This is a genomic window from Alcanivorax quisquiliarum, assembly GCF_023051175.1.
In the GTDB taxonomy this organism is placed as follows: domain Bacteria; phylum Pseudomonadota; class Gammaproteobacteria; order Pseudomonadales; family Alcanivoracaceae; genus Isoalcanivorax; species Isoalcanivorax quisquiliarum.
Genome location: NZ_JALKII010000004.1, coordinates 207437 through 229159 on the forward strand (window position 1 = coordinate 207437; position 21723 = coordinate 229159).

The 21723-nt window shown below is 62.6% G+C and carries 21 protein-coding genes; 5 read left to right on the plus strand and 16 right to left on the minus strand.

Going from position 1 to position 21723, the window contains the following annotated elements; all coding sequences use genetic code 11:
* Positions 1–52: 52 nt before the first annotated feature.
* From MU846_RS08275 to rpoE, 4 genes are all read right to left on the minus strand, one after another.
* A complete protein-coding gene (locus MU846_RS08275) occupies positions 53–1471 on the minus strand; it encodes a DegQ family serine endoprotease (protein ID WP_246951561.1) in 1419 nt (472 codons plus the stop codon).
* Positions 1472–1545: 74 nt separating this feature from the next.
* Positions 1546–2532: a MucB/RseB C-terminal domain-containing protein gene (locus tag MU846_RS08280; RefSeq protein WP_246951563.1), complete on the minus strand. Its 987-nt coding sequence runs from the start codon at positions 2530–2532 to the stop codon at positions 1546–1548.
* 31 nt (positions 2533–2563) lie between these two features.
* The gene (locus MU846_RS08285) at positions 2564–3142 is read right to left on the minus strand and encodes a sigma-E factor negative regulatory protein (RefSeq protein ID WP_246951565.1); all 579 of its coding nucleotides are present in this window, start codon (positions 3140–3142) and stop codon (positions 2564–2566) included.
* Positions 3143–3230: 88 nt separating this feature from the next.
* The gene (gene rpoE / locus MU846_RS08290; protein WP_246951567.1) at positions 3231–3800 is read right to left on the minus strand and encodes an RNA polymerase sigma factor RpoE; all 570 of its coding nucleotides are present in this window, start codon (positions 3798–3800) and stop codon (positions 3231–3233) included.
* A 441-nt stretch (positions 3801–4241) separates the two neighbouring features.
* Between rpoE and nadB the strand changes: the two genes are divergently transcribed.
* On the plus strand, positions 4242–5858 hold the full coding sequence (gene nadB, locus MU846_RS08295; protein WP_246951570.1) for an L-aspartate oxidase: 1617 nt from the start codon (positions 4242–4244) through the stop codon (positions 5856–5858).
* Between the two features lie 19 nt (positions 5859–5877).
* Here nadB and MU846_RS08300 read toward each other — a convergent pair whose 3' ends face one another.
* On the minus strand, positions 5878–6222 hold the full coding sequence (locus MU846_RS08300) for a hypothetical protein (protein WP_246951572.1): 345 nt from the start codon (positions 6220–6222) through the stop codon (positions 5878–5880).
* Position 6223: 1 nt separating this feature from the next.
* Positions 6224–6493 (minus strand): FAD assembly factor SdhE, encoded by a 270-nt coding sequence (locus MU846_RS08305; RefSeq protein ID WP_246951574.1) that lies wholly within the window; start codon positions 6491–6493, stop codon positions 6224–6226.
* A gap of 156 nt (positions 6494–6649) precedes the next feature.
* On the opposite strand from MU846_RS08305, the gene ygfZ reads away from it, so the two are divergent.
* Together ygfZ and yihG are read left to right on the plus strand one after the other, a co-directional pair.
* Positions 6650–7687, plus strand: coding sequence for a CAF17-like 4Fe-4S cluster assembly/insertion protein YgfZ (gene ygfZ, locus MU846_RS14755; RefSeq protein WP_246951576.1), 1038 nt, complete (start codon positions 6650–6652; stop codon positions 7685–7687).
* 126 nt (positions 7688–7813) lie between these two features.
* A complete protein-coding gene (gene yihG / locus MU846_RS08315; protein WP_246951578.1) occupies positions 7814–8740 on the plus strand; it encodes a 1-acylglycerol-3-phosphate O-acyltransferase, YihG family in 927 nt (308 codons plus the stop codon).
* On the opposite strand, the gene MU846_RS08320 is transcribed toward yihG, so the two are convergent.
* The gene (locus MU846_RS08320; RefSeq protein WP_246951580.1) at positions 8737–9204 is read right to left on the minus strand and encodes a hypothetical protein; all 468 of its coding nucleotides are present in this window, start codon (positions 9202–9204) and stop codon (positions 8737–8739) included. The genes yihG and MU846_RS08320 overlap by 4 nt on opposite strands.
* Before the next feature lie 146 nt (positions 9205–9350).
* Between MU846_RS08320 and MU846_RS08325 the strand changes: the two genes are divergently transcribed.
* Positions 9351–10514, plus strand: coding sequence for a PQQ-dependent sugar dehydrogenase (locus MU846_RS08325; RefSeq protein ID WP_246951582.1), 1164 nt, complete (start codon positions 9351–9353; stop codon positions 10512–10514).
* On the opposite strand, the gene MU846_RS08330 is transcribed toward MU846_RS08325, so the two are convergent.
* From MU846_RS08330 to MU846_RS08355, 6 genes are all read right to left on the minus strand, one after another.
* Entirely contained in the window at positions 10484–12241 is a 1758-nt protein-coding gene (locus tag MU846_RS08330) for an outer membrane protein assembly factor BamB family protein (RefSeq protein ID WP_246951584.1), read from the minus strand. The genes MU846_RS08325 and MU846_RS08330 overlap by 31 nt on opposite strands.
* A complete protein-coding gene (locus MU846_RS08335) occupies positions 12238–12579 on the minus strand; it encodes a glucose dehydrogenase (RefSeq protein ID WP_246951586.1) in 342 nt (113 codons plus the stop codon). The genes MU846_RS08330 and MU846_RS08335 overlap by 4 nt, the downstream gene beginning before the upstream one ends.
* A 207-nt stretch (positions 12580–12786) precedes the next feature.
* Entirely contained in the window at positions 12787–13884 is a 1098-nt protein-coding gene (locus MU846_RS08340; protein ID WP_246951588.1) for an enoyl-CoA hydratase/isomerase family protein, read from the minus strand.
* A 14-nt stretch (positions 13885–13898) separates the two neighbouring features.
* Entirely contained in the window at positions 13899–14786 is an 888-nt protein-coding gene (gene mmsB, locus MU846_RS08345) for a 3-hydroxyisobutyrate dehydrogenase (RefSeq protein ID WP_246951590.1), read from the minus strand.
* 70 nt (positions 14787–14856) lie between these two features.
* Positions 14857–16005, minus strand: a complete 1149-nt coding sequence (locus tag MU846_RS08350; RefSeq protein ID WP_246951592.1) for an acyl-CoA dehydrogenase family protein — start codon at positions 16003–16005, stop codon at positions 14857–14859.
* 63 nt (positions 16006–16068) lie between these two features.
* Positions 16069–17559 (minus strand): CoA-acylating methylmalonate-semialdehyde dehydrogenase, encoded by a 1491-nt coding sequence (locus tag MU846_RS08355; protein ID WP_246951594.1) that lies wholly within the window; start codon positions 17557–17559, stop codon positions 16069–16071.
* Positions 17560–17679: 120 nt separating this feature from the next.
* Between MU846_RS08355 and MU846_RS08360 the strand changes: the two genes are divergently transcribed.
* Entirely contained in the window at positions 17680–18609 is a 930-nt protein-coding gene (locus MU846_RS08360) for an AraC family transcriptional regulator (protein WP_246951596.1), read from the plus strand.
* Between the two features lie 107 nt (positions 18610–18716).
* Here the strand turns inward: MU846_RS08360 and ung are convergent, their stop codons facing one another.
* The 3 genes from ung to lysS are packed head-to-tail and all read right to left on the minus strand — an operon-like array spanning position 18717 to position 21674.
* On the minus strand, positions 18717–19400 hold the full coding sequence (gene ung / locus MU846_RS08365; protein ID WP_246951598.1) for a uracil-DNA glycosylase: 684 nt from the start codon (positions 19398–19400) through the stop codon (positions 18717–18719).
* Positions 19401–19425: 25 nt separating this feature from the next.
* Positions 19426–20154, minus strand: coding sequence for a TetR/AcrR family transcriptional regulator (locus MU846_RS08370; RefSeq protein ID WP_246951600.1), 729 nt, complete (start codon positions 20152–20154; stop codon positions 19426–19428).
* A gap of 32 nt (positions 20155–20186) precedes the next feature.
* Positions 20187–21674 (minus strand): lysine--tRNA ligase, encoded by a 1488-nt coding sequence (gene lysS / locus MU846_RS08375; protein ID WP_246951602.1) that lies wholly within the window; start codon positions 21672–21674, stop codon positions 20187–20189.
* Between the last annotated feature and the right edge of the window lie 49 nt (positions 21675–21723).

Consider the following 21723-nt stretch of genomic DNA (forward strand, 5'->3'; position numbering starts at 1 on the left):
GGCATCAGGAGAGTTGTGGATGATGACGAACAGCCACCATCCTGACGACCGGTCAGGGCGCCTCCTCGATACGAATCGCCATGAAGCGTGGATTATCACCGCGCTGCACCAGCGCCGGCACCCAGCTGTTGGGCGGCAGGTTCTGCGCGATTTCCTGCAATGCCTCCGGGCTCTCCACGTCCAGATTATTCAGCGTGCGCAACACGTCTCCGGCGCGCATACCGGCCCGCGCAGCCGGGCCCGGCTGCACATCGGTGATGCGCACGCCGGTTTCGATATCCAGTTTGGCCAGGTCTTCCGCCGCTAGCGGCGCCACCGTCAGCCCCAGCGGTGCCGCCGCCTGCGGCGCGGCCTCGGGCTTACCACTGCCGCTGCGGCCCTGCCGCAGATCGTCCGGCAACTCGCCCACCACCAATTTCAACGTCTTGCGCTTGCCGTCGCGCACTACCTCCATTGCAGCTTCGGCGCCCGGCGCCAGCCGGCCAACCAGATGCGGCAACTGCGCCGAGCGATCAACCGCTTCGCCATTGAAGCGCACCACCACATCGCCGGCCTCAAGACCGGCCCTGGCTGCCGGCGAATCCGCCATCACCTGCGCCACCAGTGCCCCGGCCGGTTTATCCAGACCGAACGATTCCGCCAGATCCCGATCCACATCCTGTATCAGCACACCCAGCCAGCCACGGGCGACGCGGCCGGTTTCACGCAATTGCTTGACCACATCCATGGCCATGTCGATGGGAATGGAAAACGACAGCCCCATGAAACCGCCGGATTGCGACACGATCTGGGAATTGATGCCCACTACCTCGCCATCCAGATTGAACAGCGGGCCGCCGGAGTTGCCGGGGTTGATGGCCACATCCGTCTGGATGAACGGCACATAGTTTTCATTCGGCAGGCTGCGGCCCAGGGCGCTGACGATACCGGCTGTCACGGTGCTCTCGAAACCGAATGGCGCACCGATGGCCACCACCCACTGGCCCACCTTGAGATCACGGGAAGAGCCGATCCTGACCACCGGCAGATCGTCTTCTTCGATATGCAGCAGTGCCAGATCGCTCTGCTCATCGTGGCCGATCAGCTCGGCTTCCAGTTCGCGCCTGTCCTGCAGCCGCACCAGAATACGATCGGCGCCGCGCACCACATGATAATTGGTCAGAATGTAGCCATCGCCCGAGATGATGAAACCCGATCCTTGCGACTCGGCATCACGCGGTGGCGTATTGAACTGCTCTTCCATGCCCTCGAAGAAATGACGGAAGAACTCCGGCACCTGCGGCCCACGGCCAGCGCTCCCGGTGCCACCGACGCGCTGCAACGTGCTGATATTCACCACCGCCGCGCCCTGCTGTTCGACCAGCTCGGTGAAATCCGGCAAGGTGCCGGCCTGTGGCCCCGCCTGCCCGCAACTGATGACCAGGCTCGCCAGCAGCAAGAAAACCCAGCGCGTCAAAATTTTGTGTGTCATGTCCTTCGCCCCCTTTGAGCTCCAGCTTGTCCGTTCACTGCCTGCCGCTAGCCACTCGCGCCGCTCACACCAACTCAGTGCAGCGTGGCGCCCACTGCCGTGCCCGGCAAGCGCATTTCGCTGAGCACCCGCTCCGCCGTGGCCTGCGGCACTTCGCCCACCAGCGTCACCAGATAATTTTCGTTATTGCCGGCTGCCATGCGCCGGCTGATGGCCACAGTGGGGCCAAGCCGGCTGACACCCTCTTCCGCCGGCACACCTGCCGGGATGGGTTGCAAAAACAGAGTAAAGGAAGCAAGGCCGTCGCCGTAGGCGGTCGCGGCCACCGGCAGGCGGTGCGGTGCGGAGCGGCGCAAATCGCCTTGCACGGCCACGAAACCGGCTGGCAGCCAGCCCGCTTCCAGCTGCGGTGGTTTCGGGGCGGGCTCGGGCAGCGGCTCGATGGCGTGGCGAAGCACCGCGCCGGGAACGTCGAAGTCGCTTCGCGCCACTTGCGTGCCCACGTCAAGGGCCAGAAATTCCAGCCGCTCAAGCGCGACACCCTTGGCGTCGACCATTTCCGATTTCAACAGCAGATTGCTGTCGCGATCAATCCAGAGCCGGTAGCCGTAACGATGCTCATCCAGCGGATTGACGCGCATACGCAGCGCAGCACGGCCAGCCACGCGGCCATCGCCATCCAGCAGGACGTTGTATTGCCGGGGAAGCTGGCCGGCCATGGGCCCGCTGATGCCCAGTGGCGCAAGCGCCGTGCTGGCAGAGAGGCGGGTCATGCTGCGGTCAGAGTGGACGCAGATCACCTGATCGTCCGCCCGGATCAGCTCCGCAACCGGGCCGCTCAGGTGCGTAAGCCGCTCATATTCGACACCTTCGATCACCGCATGGCGAATCTCCAGTGTCGAGAGCTCGTTACCATAGGTGTAGAGAAAGCGACCCTGATAATCCAGGTTCCGGTAGGCGCTGGCCATGGCGGCCAGCAAGGATTGCGGGGGCGACATCACTGGCTCGGCAGGAGCGGGCTGTGCCAGTACCAGATGGGGCAATATACACAGAACAGGCACCAGAGCCCTGCGCAGGGAATGCCTCATCGTCTTAACGTGTGCCTTGCCGTGCGTCCGCGCTCACAAGCCGCGCGTAGGGCACCATGCCCTGGCTGCTGTGACGAGCCGTAAATTCGCTATGCCGCATCAGCATCGGGCTCAGATGCTGGCTCTGCTGCACCTGCCCGGCCTGAACACGGCCGCCCAGGCCCACCAGCGCCGTTTCGGCAAACGGACGATGCTGCAAGCGCGGTGCTTCCTGTACTGGCTGCACTGGCGCTGCTGCCACATGTGCCGGCTGCTCGCCAACACCCTGGGTGCCCCAATATTGCCAGCCCACGGTCACGGTGGCCGCTGCCACCGACGCTGCCACAGCGGCCCGGGCAACACCGCCCAGCCAACCGCTGCGGCGGCTTTTTTCGTCCGCCAGCGCAGCATTGAGCCGGGCATTGAAATCCGCCGGCACGGCAGCCACCTCCTGATGGCGCAGGATATCGCCGGCGAGCTGCCAGCGTGCCCAGCGGGCAGCTCCTGCGTCGTCGAGGTCGCGCAGGATGCGGCGAGTTTCGAGTTCAGAGGTTTCTCCATCCAGCAAGCTGGACAGGACTTCACGCTCACGTTCGATATTCATGGCGTCACCACCCTTTCACATAACCCGATAGCAAAGATGCAGAGCCCTGTTGCACTGTATCCTACCAGCTCACCAGCTCTTCCAGCCCCTAGCCTCGCTCCATCAGAGGCCGCACAACCTGATCAATCGCTTCCCGTGCCCTGAAGATACGCGATCTCACGGTGCCCACCGGGCAATCCATGACCGCCGCAATATCTTCGTAACTCAGCCCTTCGAACTCTCTCAGCGTCACTGCCGTCTTCAGCTCTTGCGGCAACGCATCGATAGCCTCGTGGATAGCGGTTTCCAGTTCATGAGACAGCGCCAGGGACTCCGGAGTTCCAAGCTCGTGCAAACCATCTGCGCCGATAAACTGCTCGGCCTCCACCGCATCGACATCCGAGCCCGGCGGGCGGCGCCCTTGCGCCACCAGGTGATTCTTGGCGGTGTTCACCGCAATCCGGTACAGCCACGTATAGAAAGCACTGTCGCCACGAAACCGGGGCAACGCACGCCACGCCTTGATAAAGGCCTCCTGGGCGACATCTTGTACTTCATCATGGTCACGCACATAGCGGCTGATCAGCGCAAAAATCCGATGCTGGTATTTGCGCACCAGCAGTTCGAAGGCACGCTGATCGCCCTTCTTGCAGCGTTTGACCAGTTCTTCATCTGACACCCGTGGTCCCCCGACAGGCTTCTCTCAAGCCGCAATGGTTCCATCTGATAGCCCGATTGCGAACAAGTTCCGCAACCACCTTCACACCCGCCCGGAATAACCGCGATCAATACCAATCAGGCGTCGATCATGCGCCAACAGGCTACTGTGTTCAAAACGGCGCATTGTAGCAAAGCCTTCCGCCAGGCGCGCCAGCCGTTTCAGCAGGTTTTACACAGCAGCCCACCCGCTACGCCGCACGCCAGTATTGCACTGCGATATGGTGCCACCGGGGCTGCGTTTCTATACTATCGCCAACCGCCAGCAGGCCAGCCAGCGGCGAGAGGGCCGGTATCTGTGTTGCGCAGGTCCGACGCGGCAGCCACTGCACGGCGCGCCCCCGCTGCCGTTTGAATGATCGACGTTCGAGCACCGACATCGAAGCACCGACCCGGAGTAACCATGGCCACCTATCGCCACGACGTATTGATCATCGGCAGCGGCGCTGCAGGGCTCACCACCGCACTGCGCATGCGGCCGGATGCACGCGTCGCCCTGCTCTCCAAGGGCCAGCTCACCAGCGCCAGCACCTATTACGCTCAGGGCGGCGTGGCGGCGGTGATGGATCAGCGCGATTCGCTGGAATCCCATATTGCCGATACCCATATCGCCGGCGCCGGCCTGTGCCACGATGATGCCGTGCGCAAGACGGTGGAGAACGGGCCGGATGCGATCCGCTGGCTGATCGAGCAAGGCGTGGGCTTTACACAGTTCGAGGAAGATGGCCGCCAGTCACTGCACCTGACCCGAGAAGGCGGCCACAGCCACCGTCGCGTGATCCATGTGGCGGATGCCACCGGGCTGGCGATCTCCGGCGCACTGATTGACCAGATTCGCCAGCGCAGCAATGTTGAGCTGTTCGAGCACCGCACCGCGGTGGATCTGATTGTGCAGGATGGTCGCTGCACCGGGGCTTATATTCACGACACCACCACCGGCAAGACCGACGTCTTTCTGGCCCGCGCTGTGGTGCTGGCCACTGGCGGCGCCTCGAAAGTGTATCTGTACACATCCAACCCGGATGTAGCCACTGGCGATGGCATTGCCATGGCGTGGCGGGCCGGCTGCCGCGTTGCCAACATGGAGTTCATGCAGTTCCACCCCACCTGCCTGTATCACCCGAAGGCCAAATCCTTTCTCATTACCGAGGCGATTCGCGGCGAAGGCGGCCATCTGCTGCTGCCGGATGGCCAGCGCTTCATGCATCAGCACGATGCCAGAGGCGAGCTGGCCCCCCGCGACGTGGTGGCGCGCGCTATTGATTACGAAATGAAGCGGCTGGGCGCAGATTGCCTGTATCTGGACATCAGCCACAAACCGGCCGATTTCATTATTCACCACTTTCCCACGGTGTATGCCAAATGCCTGCAACTGGGCATTGATATCACCCGCGACCCGATCCCGGTGGTGCCGGCGGCGCATTACACCTGCGGCGGCGTGATGACCGACCTGCACGGCCGCACGGATCTGAGTGGCCTCTATGCGATCGGCGAAACCGCCTTCACCGGCCTGCACGGCGCCAACCGGATGGCGAGTAATTCACTGCTGGAATGCTTCGTCTTCGGCCACGCCGCAGCCCAGGATATCGGCACCCGGCTGGATGGCCTGGCCGAGCCGGCCAGCGTGCCGGAATGGGATGATTCGCTGGTGACCGATTCCGATGAAGACGTCATCATCAGCCACAATTGGGATGAGCTACGCCGCTTCATGTGGGACTACGTGGGCATCGTGCGCACCGTCAAGCGCTTGCAACGCGCCATGCACCGGATTGATCTGCTGAAACGCGAGATCGCGGAATATTATTCGAATTACCGGATTTCCAATGATTTGCTGGAGCTGCGCAATCTGGTCGTGATCGGCGAGCTGATCATCCGGTGCGCATTGCAGCGGTGCGAATCCAGGGGCCTGCATTACATTCTGGATTATCCCGAAACTGCTGCCGAAACCGGCGACAGCATCCTGACGCCCGCCGCCCCGGTTGCGCGGCAACCCGCCTGTCACCTGGCCGACACCATCTGAGCGGCGCACGGCCGCAGGCTCAATGCCGCAGCACCAGGCAGAGCCTGCGCCAGTCACCGTCGGCCATCTGATCGCGATACAGCACCAGCTCCTCCAGCCGCACACACCCCGGCCAGAACCCCACTGCAAAGGGCGTCTCGAACAGGCGCCGCTGGCCGTCCTCGCACTGCACCGTGATCGCGCCCGGCCATAACCATAACGCCTCGGCAGTCCGCTGCCGGCGCTGCCAGCGCAGCAGCAGCACGCCCATCAGCCCCAGCAACACCAGCCGCAACCACCACGGCAGGCCGTTGCACCACAGCGCCAGCGCCAGCACCGCCGCCACGGCGCAGGCCCACAGATACCGCAGCTTGCCCGGCCGCAATTCAATCCTTGCGCCCCAACAGGGCGAGCATGTGTCGGACAAAGCCATCCAATGCCTCATCATCCGCCGTGGAGCGGCCGGTGAACCACTCGAACATATCCGTATCGTGGCAGGTCAGCAGGCGCTCGAACAGCGCCTGATTGGCCACCGAATCCGCAAGAAAATGCTGATCCAGATACGCGTTGAGCACCACATCCGTTTCTTTCAATCCACGCCGGCATTGCCACACCAACCGCCGTTTTTTTTCTTCAGGAGACATTACTTCACTCATGCCACACTCCACCATGCCCGGCCTGCGGGCTGGAAAATCCGCACGCCGCCCCCATCTCTCGGAGCAGCGGCTGACACAGGTCAGCGATATTATCTATTATCAGGCGCGCTGGCGCCCGCAAGGTGCCAGCGCCATTCCGTTTATCAAGGAGCCAACGTGTCACAGCCAGCCCTGTGGGCATCGTTTCTCGATCAGGCCGGCGCTGTCCGCGACGGCGACGGTATTCTATTGCACTTCGGCCAGGCAGCCGCGCCCGATACGGCGGCCCGGCTCTGTGTTGCCGATCACCTGCGCGTGTTCACCTTGCGCGGCCCGGATGCCGCCACATTCTTGCAGGGGCAGGTAACAGCCGATGTACGCGAAATCAGCGCCGGCAGCAGCCGGCTGGCCATGCATCTGAGCCTGAAAGGGCGCGGCCTGGTCAGCCTGCGGGCGATTCCCGCCGAGGACGGATTCGATCTGCTGGTGCCCGCCAGCATGGCGGAGAGCCTGCGTGCCCTGCTGGGCAAGTACATCCTGTTTTCCAAAGCCACCCTTGCCGCTGATGAGAGCCGCGTGGTGTTGGCACTGGAGGATAGCGACCCTGTGGCCTTGCACAAGAGCATGGCTGAGAACCTGACGCCACTGGGGCTGTCAGTCCCGGAGCCGGAGCAGACCGTTTTCGCCGGCGCGCTGACCTGCACCCGCCTGGATGCCCGGCGCAGCCTGCTACTGCTGCCGGCACAGGACGCCCGGCGCCTGTGGCCAACGCTACTGGCCGGCCGTGAACCCGGCGGCAGCGAGCAAGTGCTGCTGAGTGATATCGTCGCCGGCGAGGGCAGCATTCTGCCCGGCGCAGAAGACCTGTTCCTGCCACAAGCACTCAATTACGACGCACTAGCCGGCGTCAGCTTCCGCAAAGGCTGCTACACCGGGCAGGAAGTGGTGGCGCGTATGCACTTCAAGGGGCAAATGAAACAACGCATGCAGCGCCTTAGCTGGGCCGGCGAACACGCCTTGCCGCCGGGGGCGGTGTTGCGCAATGCCGAGGGCAAGGCACAGGGCGAGATAGTGCAGAGCATTGCAGCGGACGGCCGTGTGCACGCGCTGGCGGTGCTGCGGCTGGATTACGAAGGCGAACTGTTCTCCGAGCCTGATAACGCCCTGCACGGCTTGCTGCGGGAGCCGCTGCCTTATCCGCTCCCGGCACGCTGATACCAACTTCGCAGCACGGGCCGCTCGCTTCTGCCACCTCGGCGGGCGGCTTGTGACGCAAGCCCATTGGGAACACCGCAAGCGCCGCGTATGATGTGCCGGGACGACACCAGAAGTGGGAACACCATGCGCGCGTTACTGACCGGCGTCATCACCGCCACCCTGTTGCTGCTCAACACCCTGATACTGATCGGCCCGATGATGCTGATCGCCCTGCTCAAGCTGATCCTCCCCGGCAAACCACTCAGAAATGCCTGCTCTCGCGGCGTCATGTGGATCGCCGAAACCTGGGCGGAAATCTGCAAAAGTATTTTCGCGCTGATGACACCCGTACACTGGGACATACGCGGCGGCGAGGCGTTGCGGCGTGATACGTCTTATCTGGTGGTGAGCAATCATCAATCCTGGGTGGATATCCCGGCGCTGGTGCAAGCCTTCAATCGCAAAACGCCCTACTTCAAGTTTTTTCTGAAAAAAGAGCTGATCTGGGTGCCACTGCTTGGCCTGGCATTCTGGGCGCTGGATTACCCGTTCATGAAGCGTTATCCGAAATCAGTGCTGAAAAAGAAACCGCATCTGCTAGGCAAGGATCTGGAAATAACACGCGCCGCCTGCGAAAAATTCCGCGATATGCCGGTCACCATTGTCAATTATCTGGAAGGCACCCGCTTCACACCCGAGAAACAGGCCCGGCAGAAATCACCCTACCAATATTTGCTGAAACCGAAGGCGGGCGGCGTGGCCTTTGTGCTCGCAGCGCTGGGCGAACAGATTGATGCGTTGCTGGATGTCACCGTGGTCTATGAAACCGACACCCCGCCCGGCTTTGCTGATCTGATCTGCGGGCGCGTGCATCGCGTGATTGTCGATATCCGCACACTGCCGCTGGATCCTGCACTATGGCAAGGCGATTACGAAAATGATCCCGCCTTTCGCGTCGTGATGCAGCGCTGGGTGGGTGATCTCTGGGCGAAAAAAGATCAGCGCATCCGCGAGCTGAAGGCAGAGGCAGAGGCAGAGGCAGAAGCAGAGGCACAGACAGACCAGCGCTAAGGAGCGCTGGCCCGCACCAGACGGGCAAACACCACGCCACCGACACCGGCTGCCAATGCCAGCAACAGCAAGCCATGCCAGGCGCGAGTGGCCGCAATCAGCGTGGGCATCGGCACCAGCTGGTTTACCACCAGCACCGCCACCACCAACCCCACCAGCGCCGCCAGGCCATACACCAGCGGTTGCGCCCGCTGCGACAACCGCCTGGCGCATAACGCTGCTACCGGCAAGCTGCACAACAACGCCCACACCACCAGCACCGCATACACTGGCGAGAAACCCAGCAAATCCTGCCCGGTGGTGCGCAGCCGGATGGCAAGCGGAATATCCACCCCCAACGCAGCCAGCGCCGCCAGGTTGTACTGCGTCTGGATCATCGCGCCCAGGGCAACCGCCACGACCACCGCGACGAAAAACGCCCCTGCTCGCCGCAGCGCTGTTGCCTTGCTGTTCACTGTACTCATTCCTGTTGCCCTCCCCGGCAGCGCGCCGATAGTGTATCGGGTTTTGCAAGGCGGGCACCAACAGCCAGGCCCGCTATGCGCGGCAGATAATGGCCGATAACATGCCTCGGGCAAAGGCTCCACATTCGCGAAACAGGGGATTTCACATGCTGCGCCCGTTCACAATTCTGATGCTGATGATGCTGGCGATTTCCACACGCGCCGAGCCGCCCGGCTACCATATCGAAACACTCGCGGAGGGGCTGAACCACCCTTGGAGCTTGGCTTTTCTGCCGGGCGAAAAAATACTGATCACCGAACGTGGCGGCATGCTCAGGCTGTATCAGCCGGCGCAGCCGATGCGCACGATCGAAGGGGTGCCGCCGGCATTTGTGTCAGGCCAGGCCGGGCTGTTCGATGTTTTGCCTGCCGAAGATTTTGCCCGGAGCCGGACAATTTATCTGTCGCTCGCTCACGGCGACGAGCGCGCCAATCACGCCCGTATCGTCGCAGCCGAGCTGCAAGGCGAACGCCTGCACAACGTGCGCGAGCTGTTTACCTCGCAACCGGCCAAACGCGGCAGCGCACACTACGGCGCCCGCATGGCGTGGCTGCCCGACGGCACGCTGGTGATGGGGCTGGGCGATGGTTTCGATTATCGGGAACAGGCGCAGCGGCTGGATTCCCACCTTGGCAAGATCATCCGTATCACAGCAGACGGCAGCATCCCGGCCGATAACCCTTTTGCAGATCAGCCCGAGGCGCTGCCGGAAATATACAGCCTCGGGCATCGTAATGTGCAGGGGCTGGTGGTGGACGCCGCCCGCGGCCTATTGTGGGCTCACGAGCACGGCCCACGTGGCGGGGATGAGCTCAACCTGATCGAGCCGGGCGGCAATTATGGGTGGCCACTGGCCACCCATGGCGTAGATTACACCGGTGCGCGCATCAGCCCCTACCGGGAGCTGCCGGGGCTGGTGCCACCACGGCTGGTGTGGACGCCCTCCATTGCCCCGGCCGGCCTGGCGCTGTACGAGGGCGAGCTGTTCCCCGGCTGGCAAGGCTCACTATTGGTCGCTGCACTGGCAGAACGCAGTGTGCGCCGGGTAACGCTTGGCGCCGATAGCAGCTTCGATCACAACGGTATTGAGCACAAGGATGCCAACGAGGGCACAGGCCAGGAGCTGTTGTTCACCGAGCTGGGCGAGCGCCTCCGCGACGTGCGCGTTGGCCCGGAAGGCGCGCTGTATCTGCTGACCGACAGCGCGGAAGGCCGGTTGCTACGGATCACCCCTGCCACTCAATCCGGCAGCGCAAACACCAGCAGATAGTGGCCGGCGCGCCCGGCCACCTGCCCGGGTAATTGATAGTCACCGCCCGCCACAATGGCCACATACTGGCGGCCATCGAGCCGGTAACTGATCGGTGTCGCCTGCCCACCGGCTGGCAATCGCACCCGCCAGCGCTCTTCGCCGGTCAACGTATCGAAGGCGCGAAAATAGTTGTCGGGGGTGGCGCCGACAAAAGCGAGGCCGCCTGCGGTGAGCAGCACCCCACCCTGGTTCACCGTGCCGTTTTGCGCCGGCCACGGCAGCCGCCAGCCAAACGGCAGCGGCAGCCCGCCCCGGCCCAGCGCACGATCCCAGGCCAGTTCGCCCTGCTGGATATCAATCGCCATCAAACCGCCGTGGGGCGGGCGCAGGCAAGGCCAGGGCTCGCGCACCGGCACGCCGTCGCGCAGCATACCGCGCATGGGCAGGCGGCTGTAATTCAATACCAGCAAGCCACGGCCTTGATCCACCGACACACCGCCCCAGCCCACTCCGCTCAATGCCCCGGCCGTCTGCAACCAGGGCTGTTCTGTCGGTGGCGTAAAGCGCCCCTGGTACGACAGCCGGCGAAATTGTATACGGCACCAGAGTTGCTCCACCAGGCTGCCGCCCCAGGCATCCTCTTCCTGTGCCAACGGCGGGCGCGGCCCCGGCAACGCCGAGTGAGGCTGCGCCGGCGGCAACGCCCCGGCGGGGCCATAGCCTGCCGGAACAGGCCGCGCTGATATCGGCACCAGCGGCTCGCCGTGCTCACGCTCCAGCACAAACAACTCCCCATGGACGGTCGGCAGCACCAGCGCCGGCACACGCCCGCCGTCTGCCGCAGGCCAGTCCAGCAAAGTCGCCTGCGCCGCCAGGCCGTAGCCCCAGACGTCTCCGTGCACGGCAGTAAACGCCCAGGCCGCCTCGCCCTGTGTTACGTCCAGCGCCACCAGCTGCGCGGGCTGAAGCAGCGGCACATAGACCAGCCCGAGCGCTTCGTCCGCAGAAAAAACCGTCTGCGCTTGCACCGCACCTTGTTTCGCACCTTGTTCCGGCCAGCGCCACAGCTCGCGCCCGGACACCGCGCTCAAGCCGATCACGGCATCATCACTGGCGACCACCGCCACCCCGCGCACCACCGTGGGCGGCACGGTTGTGCCCAGCTGCAACCTGCCACGCCGGCCGAACTCCCGACACGGCTCGCCCGATGTCGCATCCAGCGCCCACAGCGTGCCGTCCGGCAGGCTCACCAGCAGCCGTTGCCGGCATAGCCCATGCGCATCTGCGCCCAGTGATTCATGGAACGCCACACCACGGCAGCTGGCGTCACCGCTCACGGCGGCCGCCGTGGCGAGCTGGCGCCGCCAACGCTCCGTGCCGTTGGCCGCATCCAGCGCCAGCACCTCGCCCGTGGCGGTGCAGAGAAACAGATCGTTGCCGATCTTCAAGGGTGTGGTGCGGGGCGCCCAGCGGTCGGCCAGTTCCGCCGGGGGCGCCCCGAGCGCCACACGCCAGCGCTCTTGCAGGGCGGCCACATTATCCGGCCGGATGTCGTCATGGGGGGCAAAGCGTGTTGCCTTGTTGCTACGCCCGTAGGCGCTCCAGTCGTCCGCGTGGGGCGCGGCCGCCGGCGCGTCACCCACCGGCACAGGCTCGGGCCGGACGCTCGGCGTTACGGGCGCCACCAACGCCTCCCGCGCTACGGCCAGCACCGGCAGCAGCAACAGCAACATCGCGTATCTCATTGGCGTGCACTCCGCCACCAGGCGAGCGACAGCCACAGCCCCAGCATCGTCGGCAACCACAACCGCGACCACAATGCGGGGGCGTCGGCACCCACTTCGGTTGCCGCCCAGATCACCGTACACGCAAGCGTGGCCATATAAAGCGCGACGCCGCTACGGCGGCCGGCAAACACCAGCGTGGCGGCCACCACCATCGCCAGCCCGGCCAACAGGTAAAACCATGCGCCGCCGAGCACCGCCAGCCACAGGCCGCCAACGAGCAGCCACAAGCCAAGGCAGAGTATCAGCAATGCACACAGCGCCAGCGAGCGCGAGCGACGGAAAAAATTCAGGATCACGCTTGTCCTTGCCCCCTTTTTCCCTAGCCACCGCCAATGCGGCCCGAACGTCAGGCAGCATTCGATGGCGCGCGCTGTTTCGAGCCCACCAGGCAGCCGCCACCCAGCATAGCGGCTGCTGATGCAGGCGGCCAAAACAGCCCGTCACATACAAAACATGTTTACGATTGCCCGGCCCGGCGGTCATCGCCGGGCGGGCCAGGAGGGTCACAGATCGGCGAGCGGGTGGTGTGGCAGCGGGTTGGCAAAGAAACCTTCGATATACGCTCGGGGCACATCCTCGATGCTGGTATAGCGAAACGCCGGGTTGCCGTCTTTTTCGATCAGCAATGCGCGTACTCCTTCGCGAAAATCCGCGTGCATGGCGCACTGCACAGACATGCACCACTCCATGCGGAATACCTCGGCGAGCGACAGATATCTGGCGCGCTGCAACTGCTCCCAGACCAGCCAAGCGGTTTGTGCACAGCCGCGCTCAAAGGTACTGGCGGCACGCTGGAACCACTCGTCATCACCCTTCAGCGCCAGTAATGCAGCGGCCACCTCGGGTAATGTGGCGTGATCGCACGCCTGATTGATCTCGTCAAACCGCTCTCGCACCGGCGATGCCGGCGCCGGCGCCGCCGCCGCACGCAGGCAGCGGTGCACTACCGCAGCATCTTGCGTCTCGTCACCGGCAAAAGTGGCGGCGGCCAGGCTGGCCAGCACGGCATCGCGCTGATCCGATGGAATGCACACATCCGCCAGCCCCATGAACAGCGCATCTCCAGCATTCAGGTGCACCCCGGTGAGCCCGGCGAACAGCCCGGTCTTGCCCGGTGTGCGATTCAGAAACCAGCTGCCGCCTACATCCGGGTACAGGCCGATGGTGATTTCCGGCATCGCCAGGCGGGATTTCTCCGTGACCACGCGCTGGCTGGCGCCCTGCATCAGCCCCATGCCGCCACCCATGACCACACCATGGGCCCAGCAGATAAGCGGCTTTTCATACACATGCAGCAGATAATCGAGCCGGTATTCCGATGCGAAATAATCTTCGATAAACGGATTTGCCTCGCCCAGCGGTGTCATGCTGCGATACATCTCGACAATATCGCCACCGGCACAAAAGGCACGTTCGCCTTCGCCTTCCAGCCACACGCAAACAATGCCGTCATCCTGCTCCCACTCGGTCAGCTTGTCTTCCAGCAGGCTGATCATGGTGCGGCTCAACGAGTTCAGCGAACGCGGCGAGTTCAGCCGCGCAATCCCGATCCGGTGGCCGGAAGCAGTGGCCCGTTCTTCAAACAATACTGAATCAGACATGGAAAAACTCCGCGTCATTCCTGCGCGCGCAGCATCGAGAGAATGCTGGAGAAATCCAGCCGCCCGTTACCCTGCGCGCCATGAATCCCATAAAGGTTTTTCGCCAGCGCGCCCATTGGCGCACGGCCCTTGACCGCCAGCACGGTTTCCATTGCCAGCGACAGATCCTTGTTCATCAGATCCACGGCAAAACCGCCCTGATACTGATTTGCCGACGGCACATTTTCCATCGCACCCGGCCACGGATTATACACTTCCAGCGACCAGTTTCGGCCGGAGCTGGCAAGCATGATGTCCGACAGCACTTTCGGGTCCAGCCCGTTATCCGCACCCAGCTGCAACGCCTCGCAGGTGCCGATCATGTGAATGGCCAGCAGCATGTTATTGCAAATCTTCGCAATCTGGCCTGCGCCCACGGCACCGGCATGAAAGACGTTGCGGCCCATGTTCATCAGCACCGGGCGGGCACGTTCCACAGCATCGGTTTCGCCGCCACAGATAAATGTCAGCGTGCCGCCCCTGGCGCCGCCGACGCCACCGGATACCGGCGCGTCGATGACGGTCAGGCCCACGGCTGCCGCTTCGCCGGCGAGATGTTTTGCCGTGGCCGCATCAATGGTGGAGCAATCGATGATCAACGCCGAGGGCGCGATCGCTTTCAGCACGCCCTGCTCGCCCAGGTAGAGGCCGTTCACGGCGGCGGCGGAGGGCAACATGCTGATCACGATGTCAGCCCCGGCAACAGTCTCTGCCGGCGTGCCGCCCGCTTCGGCACCCTCGGCCACCACTGCCTCGACCAGAGGCTGCGCCAGATCGTAGACGCGCACCTGATGCCCGGCCCGAACCAGGTTGATCGCCATCGGGCCACCCATGTTGCCTACACCAAAAAATGCGATCTGCATGTGCTTCTCCTTTCTTTTTTATTTGGGCTGCGCGCTGCGGCAAGCTCGGCCGCTGACGCGGTCAGGGGTGTCAGGCTGTAGCGCCCGCCAGCAGGCGCCGGGCAATGATGACGCGCATGATTTCGTTGGTGCCTTCCAGAATCTGGTGCACGCGCGCGTCCCGCAAGTAACGCTCCAGCGGATATTCTCGAATGTATCCGTAGCCACCGTGCAATTGCAGCGCGTCGTTGCAAATATCGAAGCACAGATCCGTCGCCAACCGCTTGGCCATGGCGCAGTAAAGTGTGCGTTCGGCATCGCCCTGATCCAGTTTCCAGGCAGCGAGATAGACCATCTGTCGCGCCGCCACCAGCTGTGTCGCCATGTCCGCCAGACGGAATTGCACCGTCTGGAACTCCGCCAGCGCCTGGCCAAACTGCTGCCGAGTTTGCACATATTCGGTGGCCTGAGCCAGCGCTGCGCTGGCAGCGCCGAGCGAGCAGCTGGCGATATTGATGCGCCCGCCGTCCAGCCCGCGCATGGCGATCCGGAAGCCCTCACCCTCGTCGCCCAGGCGATAACGCGCCGGCACGCGTACATTTTCCAGGTTCACCTGCCGGGTCGGCTGGCTCTTCCAACCCATCTTGTCTTCATTGCGCCCGTAGCTGATACCTGCGCTGTCCGCCGGCACCAGAAAACAGGACACGCCACCGGGCCCTGCGGCCCCGGTACGCGCCATCAGCACCAACACATCCGTGCTGCCGGCGCCGGAAATAAATGCCTTGGTGCCATTGAGGATATAATCATCACCATCACGGCGCGCACTGGTTTTCAGCGACGCCGCATCGGAACCCGCGCCCGGTTCTGTCAGGCAATAAGAGGCCAGCCGTTCGCCGGTCGTCAATGCGGGGCACCATTCGGCACGCACCTCATCGCCACCAAAGGTGGCTACCATCCAGGTGGCCATGTTGTGAATGGTGATGAACGCGGTTGTCGACGTGCAACCTTGCGACAGCTCCTCGAACACCATGGCGGCGTCGAGCCTCGGCAAGCCGAGGCCGCCCGCTTCTTCCGGGGTGTAAAGCCCCATAAAGCCGAGCGCGCCGGCTTCACGCAATGTCTCCACCGGAAAATGACTCTCGGCATCCCACTCGGCCGCGAACGGCGCCAGCGCCTTGTCGCTGAACTGGCGCGCTGTATCGCGATAGGCCAGCTGTTCTTCGCTCAGTGAAAAGTCCATGGCAAGCTCCAACCTTTTGCACCCGGCGGCGCGCTGGCGCCACCGGGTGCTATTGCTGCGGTGTTATTTAAGGCTGATGGTCATGTTGGCTTCGTGCACGATGTCCGCTTCCGGCCAGCGCGAGGTGACGGTTTTGGTCTCCGTGTAGAAGCGCACGCCCTGCTTGCCATACGCATGCAGATCGCCGAAGAACGAGCCTTTCCAGCCGGTGAAGGAGAAGAACGGCAGCGGCACCGGGATCGGAATATTGATGCCCACCTGCCCGACTTCCACTTCGTGCTGATATTTGCGCGCCGCGGCGCCACTTGCAGTGAATATCGAGGTGCCGTTGCCGTACTGATTGGCATTGACCAGCGCGATTGCCTCTTCCAGCGTGTCCACCGTGACGCAGCACAGTACCGGCCCGAAAATCTCTTCCTTGTAGATGCTCATTTCGGGGGTCACGCCGGTGAACATGGTCGGGCCCACCCAGTTACCGTCGGGCAGCCCTTCCACCACGCAATCCGAGCCATCCAGCAGGCACTCGGCGCCTTCTTCCTTGCCCTTGCGAATCATGTCCAGCACACGCTGCTTCGCCTGCGGGCTGATCAGCGGGCCGTAACCGGCCTGCTCATCATTCCAGGCGCCCGGCCGCACCTTGGCCAACTCATCACGCAATTGCGGAATCAGCTTTTGCGCATCGCCCACAAATACCGCCACGGAAATTGCCATGCAGCGCTGGCCAGCCGCGCCAACGGATGCGCCCACCATCTGATTGATAACTTGCTGCGGGTTGGCATCCGGCATGATGACGGAGTGATTTTTGGCGCCAGCAAAACACTGCGCACGTTTGAGATGCTCGGTGGCGGTGCGATACACATGCTGGCCCACCGGCACCGAGCCGACGAACGACACGGCACGAACCGTCGGGTGGGTGAGCAGTGTGTCCACTTGCTCGCGGCCACCATGCACCACTTGCAACACGCCTTCCGGCGCGCCGGCTTCCATGAACAGCTCGGCCAGGCGCACGGCGGTCATCGGGTCCTGTTCGGACGGCTTGAGCACAAAGGTGTTGCCGCAGGCAATCGCCATCGGGAACATCCACAGCGGAATCATGGCCGGGAAGTTGAACGGCGTGATTCCGGTGCAAACGCCAAGCGGCTGAATCCAGGAATGGGTGTCTACACCGCGAGCAACGTTTTCCACTGTTTCGCCCATCATCAGGGCAGGAATATTGGCGGCCTGTTCGACCACCTCGATGCCGCGCCACAGATCACCTTTGGCGTCGGCAAACGTCTTGCCGGTTTCCTGAGAGATGAGCTCGCCGATTTCATCGTGATGCTCTTTCAGCAGATGCTGGTAGCGCATCATCAGGCGCGCACGCTCCGGCACCGGCACCTCGCGCCAGGTCAAAAATGCTTTGCTTGCGGCATCGATCGCTGCCTGCATTTCTGCGGGCGTCGCCAGCGGCACATTCCAGAGCACCTCCTGGGTTGCCGGGTTGGTGACCGGCAAGGTGTCCCCGCCGCCTGTAATGAATTCGCCACCGATCAGATGGGGTACGGAACGAGTCATGACGTTCTCCCTGGAAGCTGTTGTTGGTATGCCCGGCCACGCCGGTTGTCAGTGATACAGTTTTAGCACGCTGGCCGCTGGGGTAAGATGGCTTTCATTGCGCAAGATGGACTATATTGCATGGTCACACCACAGCAACCCGCTTCAGTGCAGCCGGCCCAGACCTCGGACTGGCCGCTTTCCAGGCATGGTGAACGCGCGCTGCTGCCCCAGGCGATGCTCGCTGCACTACTCGATAATCCGCTCACCAAAGCATTCCACCCACTGGCTTTCGGTTACTATCCGCAGGCTCGGGGGCACCGCATGGCGCGCCAGCAACCAACGGATAACATTGTTATTTATTGCGTCGAGGGCCGTGCGCGAGTCAGCCTGCCCGGCCATCAGGCCACGGTGCGCGCCGGTGACCTGCTGTGGCTGCCGGCGGGCGAGCCACACGACTACCAAGCCGACACCGAGGCGCCCTGGAGTATCTACTGGATGCACCTCGCCGGTGACGATGCCGCGTTACAATTGCAGCAGCTGTTTGCCGAGCACAGAGTGCTTCACCCCGGCCTGCATGAACGGCTGATAAGCGATTTCCGGGCGCTGATGGATTGCACCCGAGCCAGCCATCAGGCGCAGGCTTTTCAGCACGCTGCCAGCCTGTGCCGGGCCATTCTGAGCTACACCGCGCTGCTACTGAGCCAGCCCCGGCAACAGGGCGGCACGCTGGATATCCGGGCACTGCATTTACAGATGCAGGCGCGTATTGATGAGCGTTTGACGCTGGAAGACTTGTGCGAGCTGGCCGGGCAAGCCTCTCGCTATCAGTTTATCCGTCAGTATCGCGCCCACACGGGGCAGACGCCGATTCAGGCGTTCCTGCACATGAAAGTCGCACGCGCCTGTTATCTGCTGGAAACCACCCGGCTGTCCGTGGCGGATCTCGCCCAACAGCTGGGCATTGATGATCCTTATTACTTTTCGCGCCTGTTTCGCAAGATGACTGGCGTCAGCCCGGCACGTTACCGCAGCCACGGCATGGCGCAGACATCTAAGCACAAAGACTGAGAGAGAAAGCCGTAAACTTGTGTAAATGACTGTGCACCAAGCGACATTAACGCATGAAACCCACTTGCGATTACTGCGCCAAGCTCGCCGCGATACGCACAATCAGGCTACAGCGACCAATCGATGGGGGCTTCGCCACGAGCACGCAAGTACTCGTTGGCACGCGAAAAATGGCCACAACCGATAAATCCGCGGTGCGCAGAAAGCGGCGAGGGATGCGGTGCGGTCAGCACCAGATGCCGCTCTCGATCTATCAGGCTGCCCTTGCGTTGCGCATAGGCACCCCAAAGCAGAAACACCAGCCCGTCACGCTGCCGGTTGAGCGTGTCGATGGCGGCATCCGTGAATTGCTCCCAGCCCTTGCCCTGATGTGACGCAGCCTGACGCTGCTCCACGGTAAGCACAGCATTGAGCAACAGCACGCCCTGGGCCGCCCAGGGAATCAGACAACCGCTGGCCGGCACAGGCAGACCAAGATCGCGGTGAATTTCCTTGAAGATATTTTGCAGGCTCGGCGGCGGCGGTACACCCTCTGGCACCGAAAAGCTGAGGCCATGCGCCTGCCCCGGCCCGTGGTATGGGTCCTGGCCCAGAATCACCACTTTGACCTTATCGAACGGTGTGTTGTTGAAGGCATTGAAAATCTGCGAGCCGGGTGGATAAATCACCCGGCCCGCTTTTTTTTGCTGCAACAGGAAAGCCCGCAGCGATTGCATGTAATCGCGCTCGAATTCCGCCGCAAGCATGGCCTTCCAGCTGTCATGCAGCTGAATATCGCGATTTGTTGTCATGATCCCCGATTGATTGCCGCCAGCCTCAGGCTGGCATTGAATCACCGTCTGTCGGATGGCTGCCTGCCGCCGGGTGGCCGGTTGCGCCCTCGACGGGCTGTGCCGCCTGCATCAGCAGCCCGAGCACATGCGCCACACGCGCATGCACATCGGCTTCCGAATACCGGCCAGGCATGGCGAGCATATCCTGTTCGATACCGGAAAGCACCGAATACAGCAGCTCGGCATCCAGCGCCGGGCTGCGGCTGCCGACACGCTCGCAAGCCACGGTCAGCACATCCAGCTGCTTCTGCTTGTACACTTCGGCCAGCGAGCGCAACCGCTCGTCGAGCACCGCCTCATGCATGAACGCCTGCTCGGCGATCAGGTGATCGCGCTTGTTGCGCACCTGGTTCAGCAAATAAGCGCCGGTCATTTCTGCCAAGCCATCAAGCAATGCCTCATCGGCGCCCGCGCGCGTATCGAACTGATCCATCAGCGCAAACGCCTGATCCCGGAACGGCTCGATCACCTCTGTCATGGCCTGCTCGGCAAACAAGGTGAAGGTGTCGGCGATAAGGTCGGTGATGTCTTTGAAGTAATAAGTGGTAGCCGACAACGGCACATCAGCTTCGCGGGCTACCGCCCGGTGGCGCACGCTACGCACGCCGTCACGAATAATGATGCGCAGTGCCGCCTCAAGAATAGCGCGCCGGCGCTGTTCACTGCCGGCGCGACGCGCCTTGCGACCCTGATACTGAATTACGGATGTCATCTCGATCCCTTGATGTCAGCGTTGCCCCCGGTTTATTGCACCCCCGGCTTCGCTTGAGGGCGCATGTGCGGAAAGAGAATCACATCACGGATAGATGGCGTATCGGTAAAAAGCATTACCAGCCGATCAATGCCGATACCTTCACCAGCGGTAGGCGGCATGCCGTACTCCAGTGCCGTCACATAATCTTCATCATAGAACATCGCTTCAAGATCGCCCGCATCCTTCTCGGCCACTTGCTGGCGGAAGCGCTCGGCCTGATCCTCGGCATCATTCAGCTCGGAGAATCCGTTGGCGATCTCGCGGCCACCGACAAAGAACTCGAAGCGATCGGTGACAAACGGATTGTCATCGTTGCGTCGCGCCAGCGGTGACACTTCGGTCGGATACTGGGTAATGAACGTCGGTTGCACCAAGCGATGCTCCACCGTCTTTTCAAAGATTTCGATCTGTATCTTGCCCAGTCCGTCGCTTTCTTTCAGCGCGATGCCGAGCTCCTCAGCTATGGCACGCGCTGCAGCTTCATCGGCCAGCGCCTCGGCGGTAATCTGTGGATTGAAATGCAGGATAGCGTCAAATACCGTCAACCGCGCAAACGGTTTGCCAAAATCAAATACCTCTCCCTGATACGGCACTTCAGTGGTGCCCAGCACATCCAGCGCCAACGTGCGCAGCATATCCTCGGTAAGATCCATCAGGTCATTGTAATCCGCGTAAGCCTGATAGAATTCCACCATGGTGAACTCGGGGTTGTGCCGTGCCGACAGCCCTTCGTTGCGGAAATTGCGGTTGATCTCGAACACCCGGTCAAACCCGCCCACCACCAGCCGCTTGAGATACAGCTCCGGCGCAATGCGCAGGTACATATCCATATCCAGACTATTGTGGTGGGTAATGAAGGGCCGCGCTGTCGCCCCGCCGGGGATCACTTGCAGCATCGGTGTCTCGGCTTCGTAGAAGCCGCGCTGCTCCAGATAACGGCGAATGCCGCTGATCACCTGCGCCCGAATCCGGAACGTGCGTCGCGTATCGTCGTTGGTCATCAGATCCACGTAGCGCTGGCGATAGCGCATCTCGGTATCGGTCAGGCCCTTGTGCTTTTCCGGCAACGGACGCAGTGATTTGGTGAGCAGAATGTGCTCATCCATCATCACATACAGATCACCCTTGCCAGATTTGCAGAGCTTACCGCGCACGCCCACGATGTCACCGATATCCCAGTGCCGCGTTGCCTGCTGTACATCCTTGGTGGCATATATCTGGATGCGCCCGCTCTGATCCTGCAACACCTTGAAGGATTTACGATCCAGCATCAGCCGCCCGGCTACCGCCACGACAATGCCCTGGGCTTCCAGCGCTTCCTTGTCCTGCTCACCGTAGCGAGCGATCAGGTCTGCGGCCAGGCTATCGGGGCGAAAGTGGTTCGGAAATGCCTGCCCTTCGGCACGCAACTGGCGCAGCTTGTCGCGGCGCTCGGCGATCAGGCGGTTTTCCTCATGCTGGTGCTGGTCGTCGGTCATTCAAACAATCCTTGGCCCGCCGTCTGACGTCGAACGTGCGCGGCAAAAA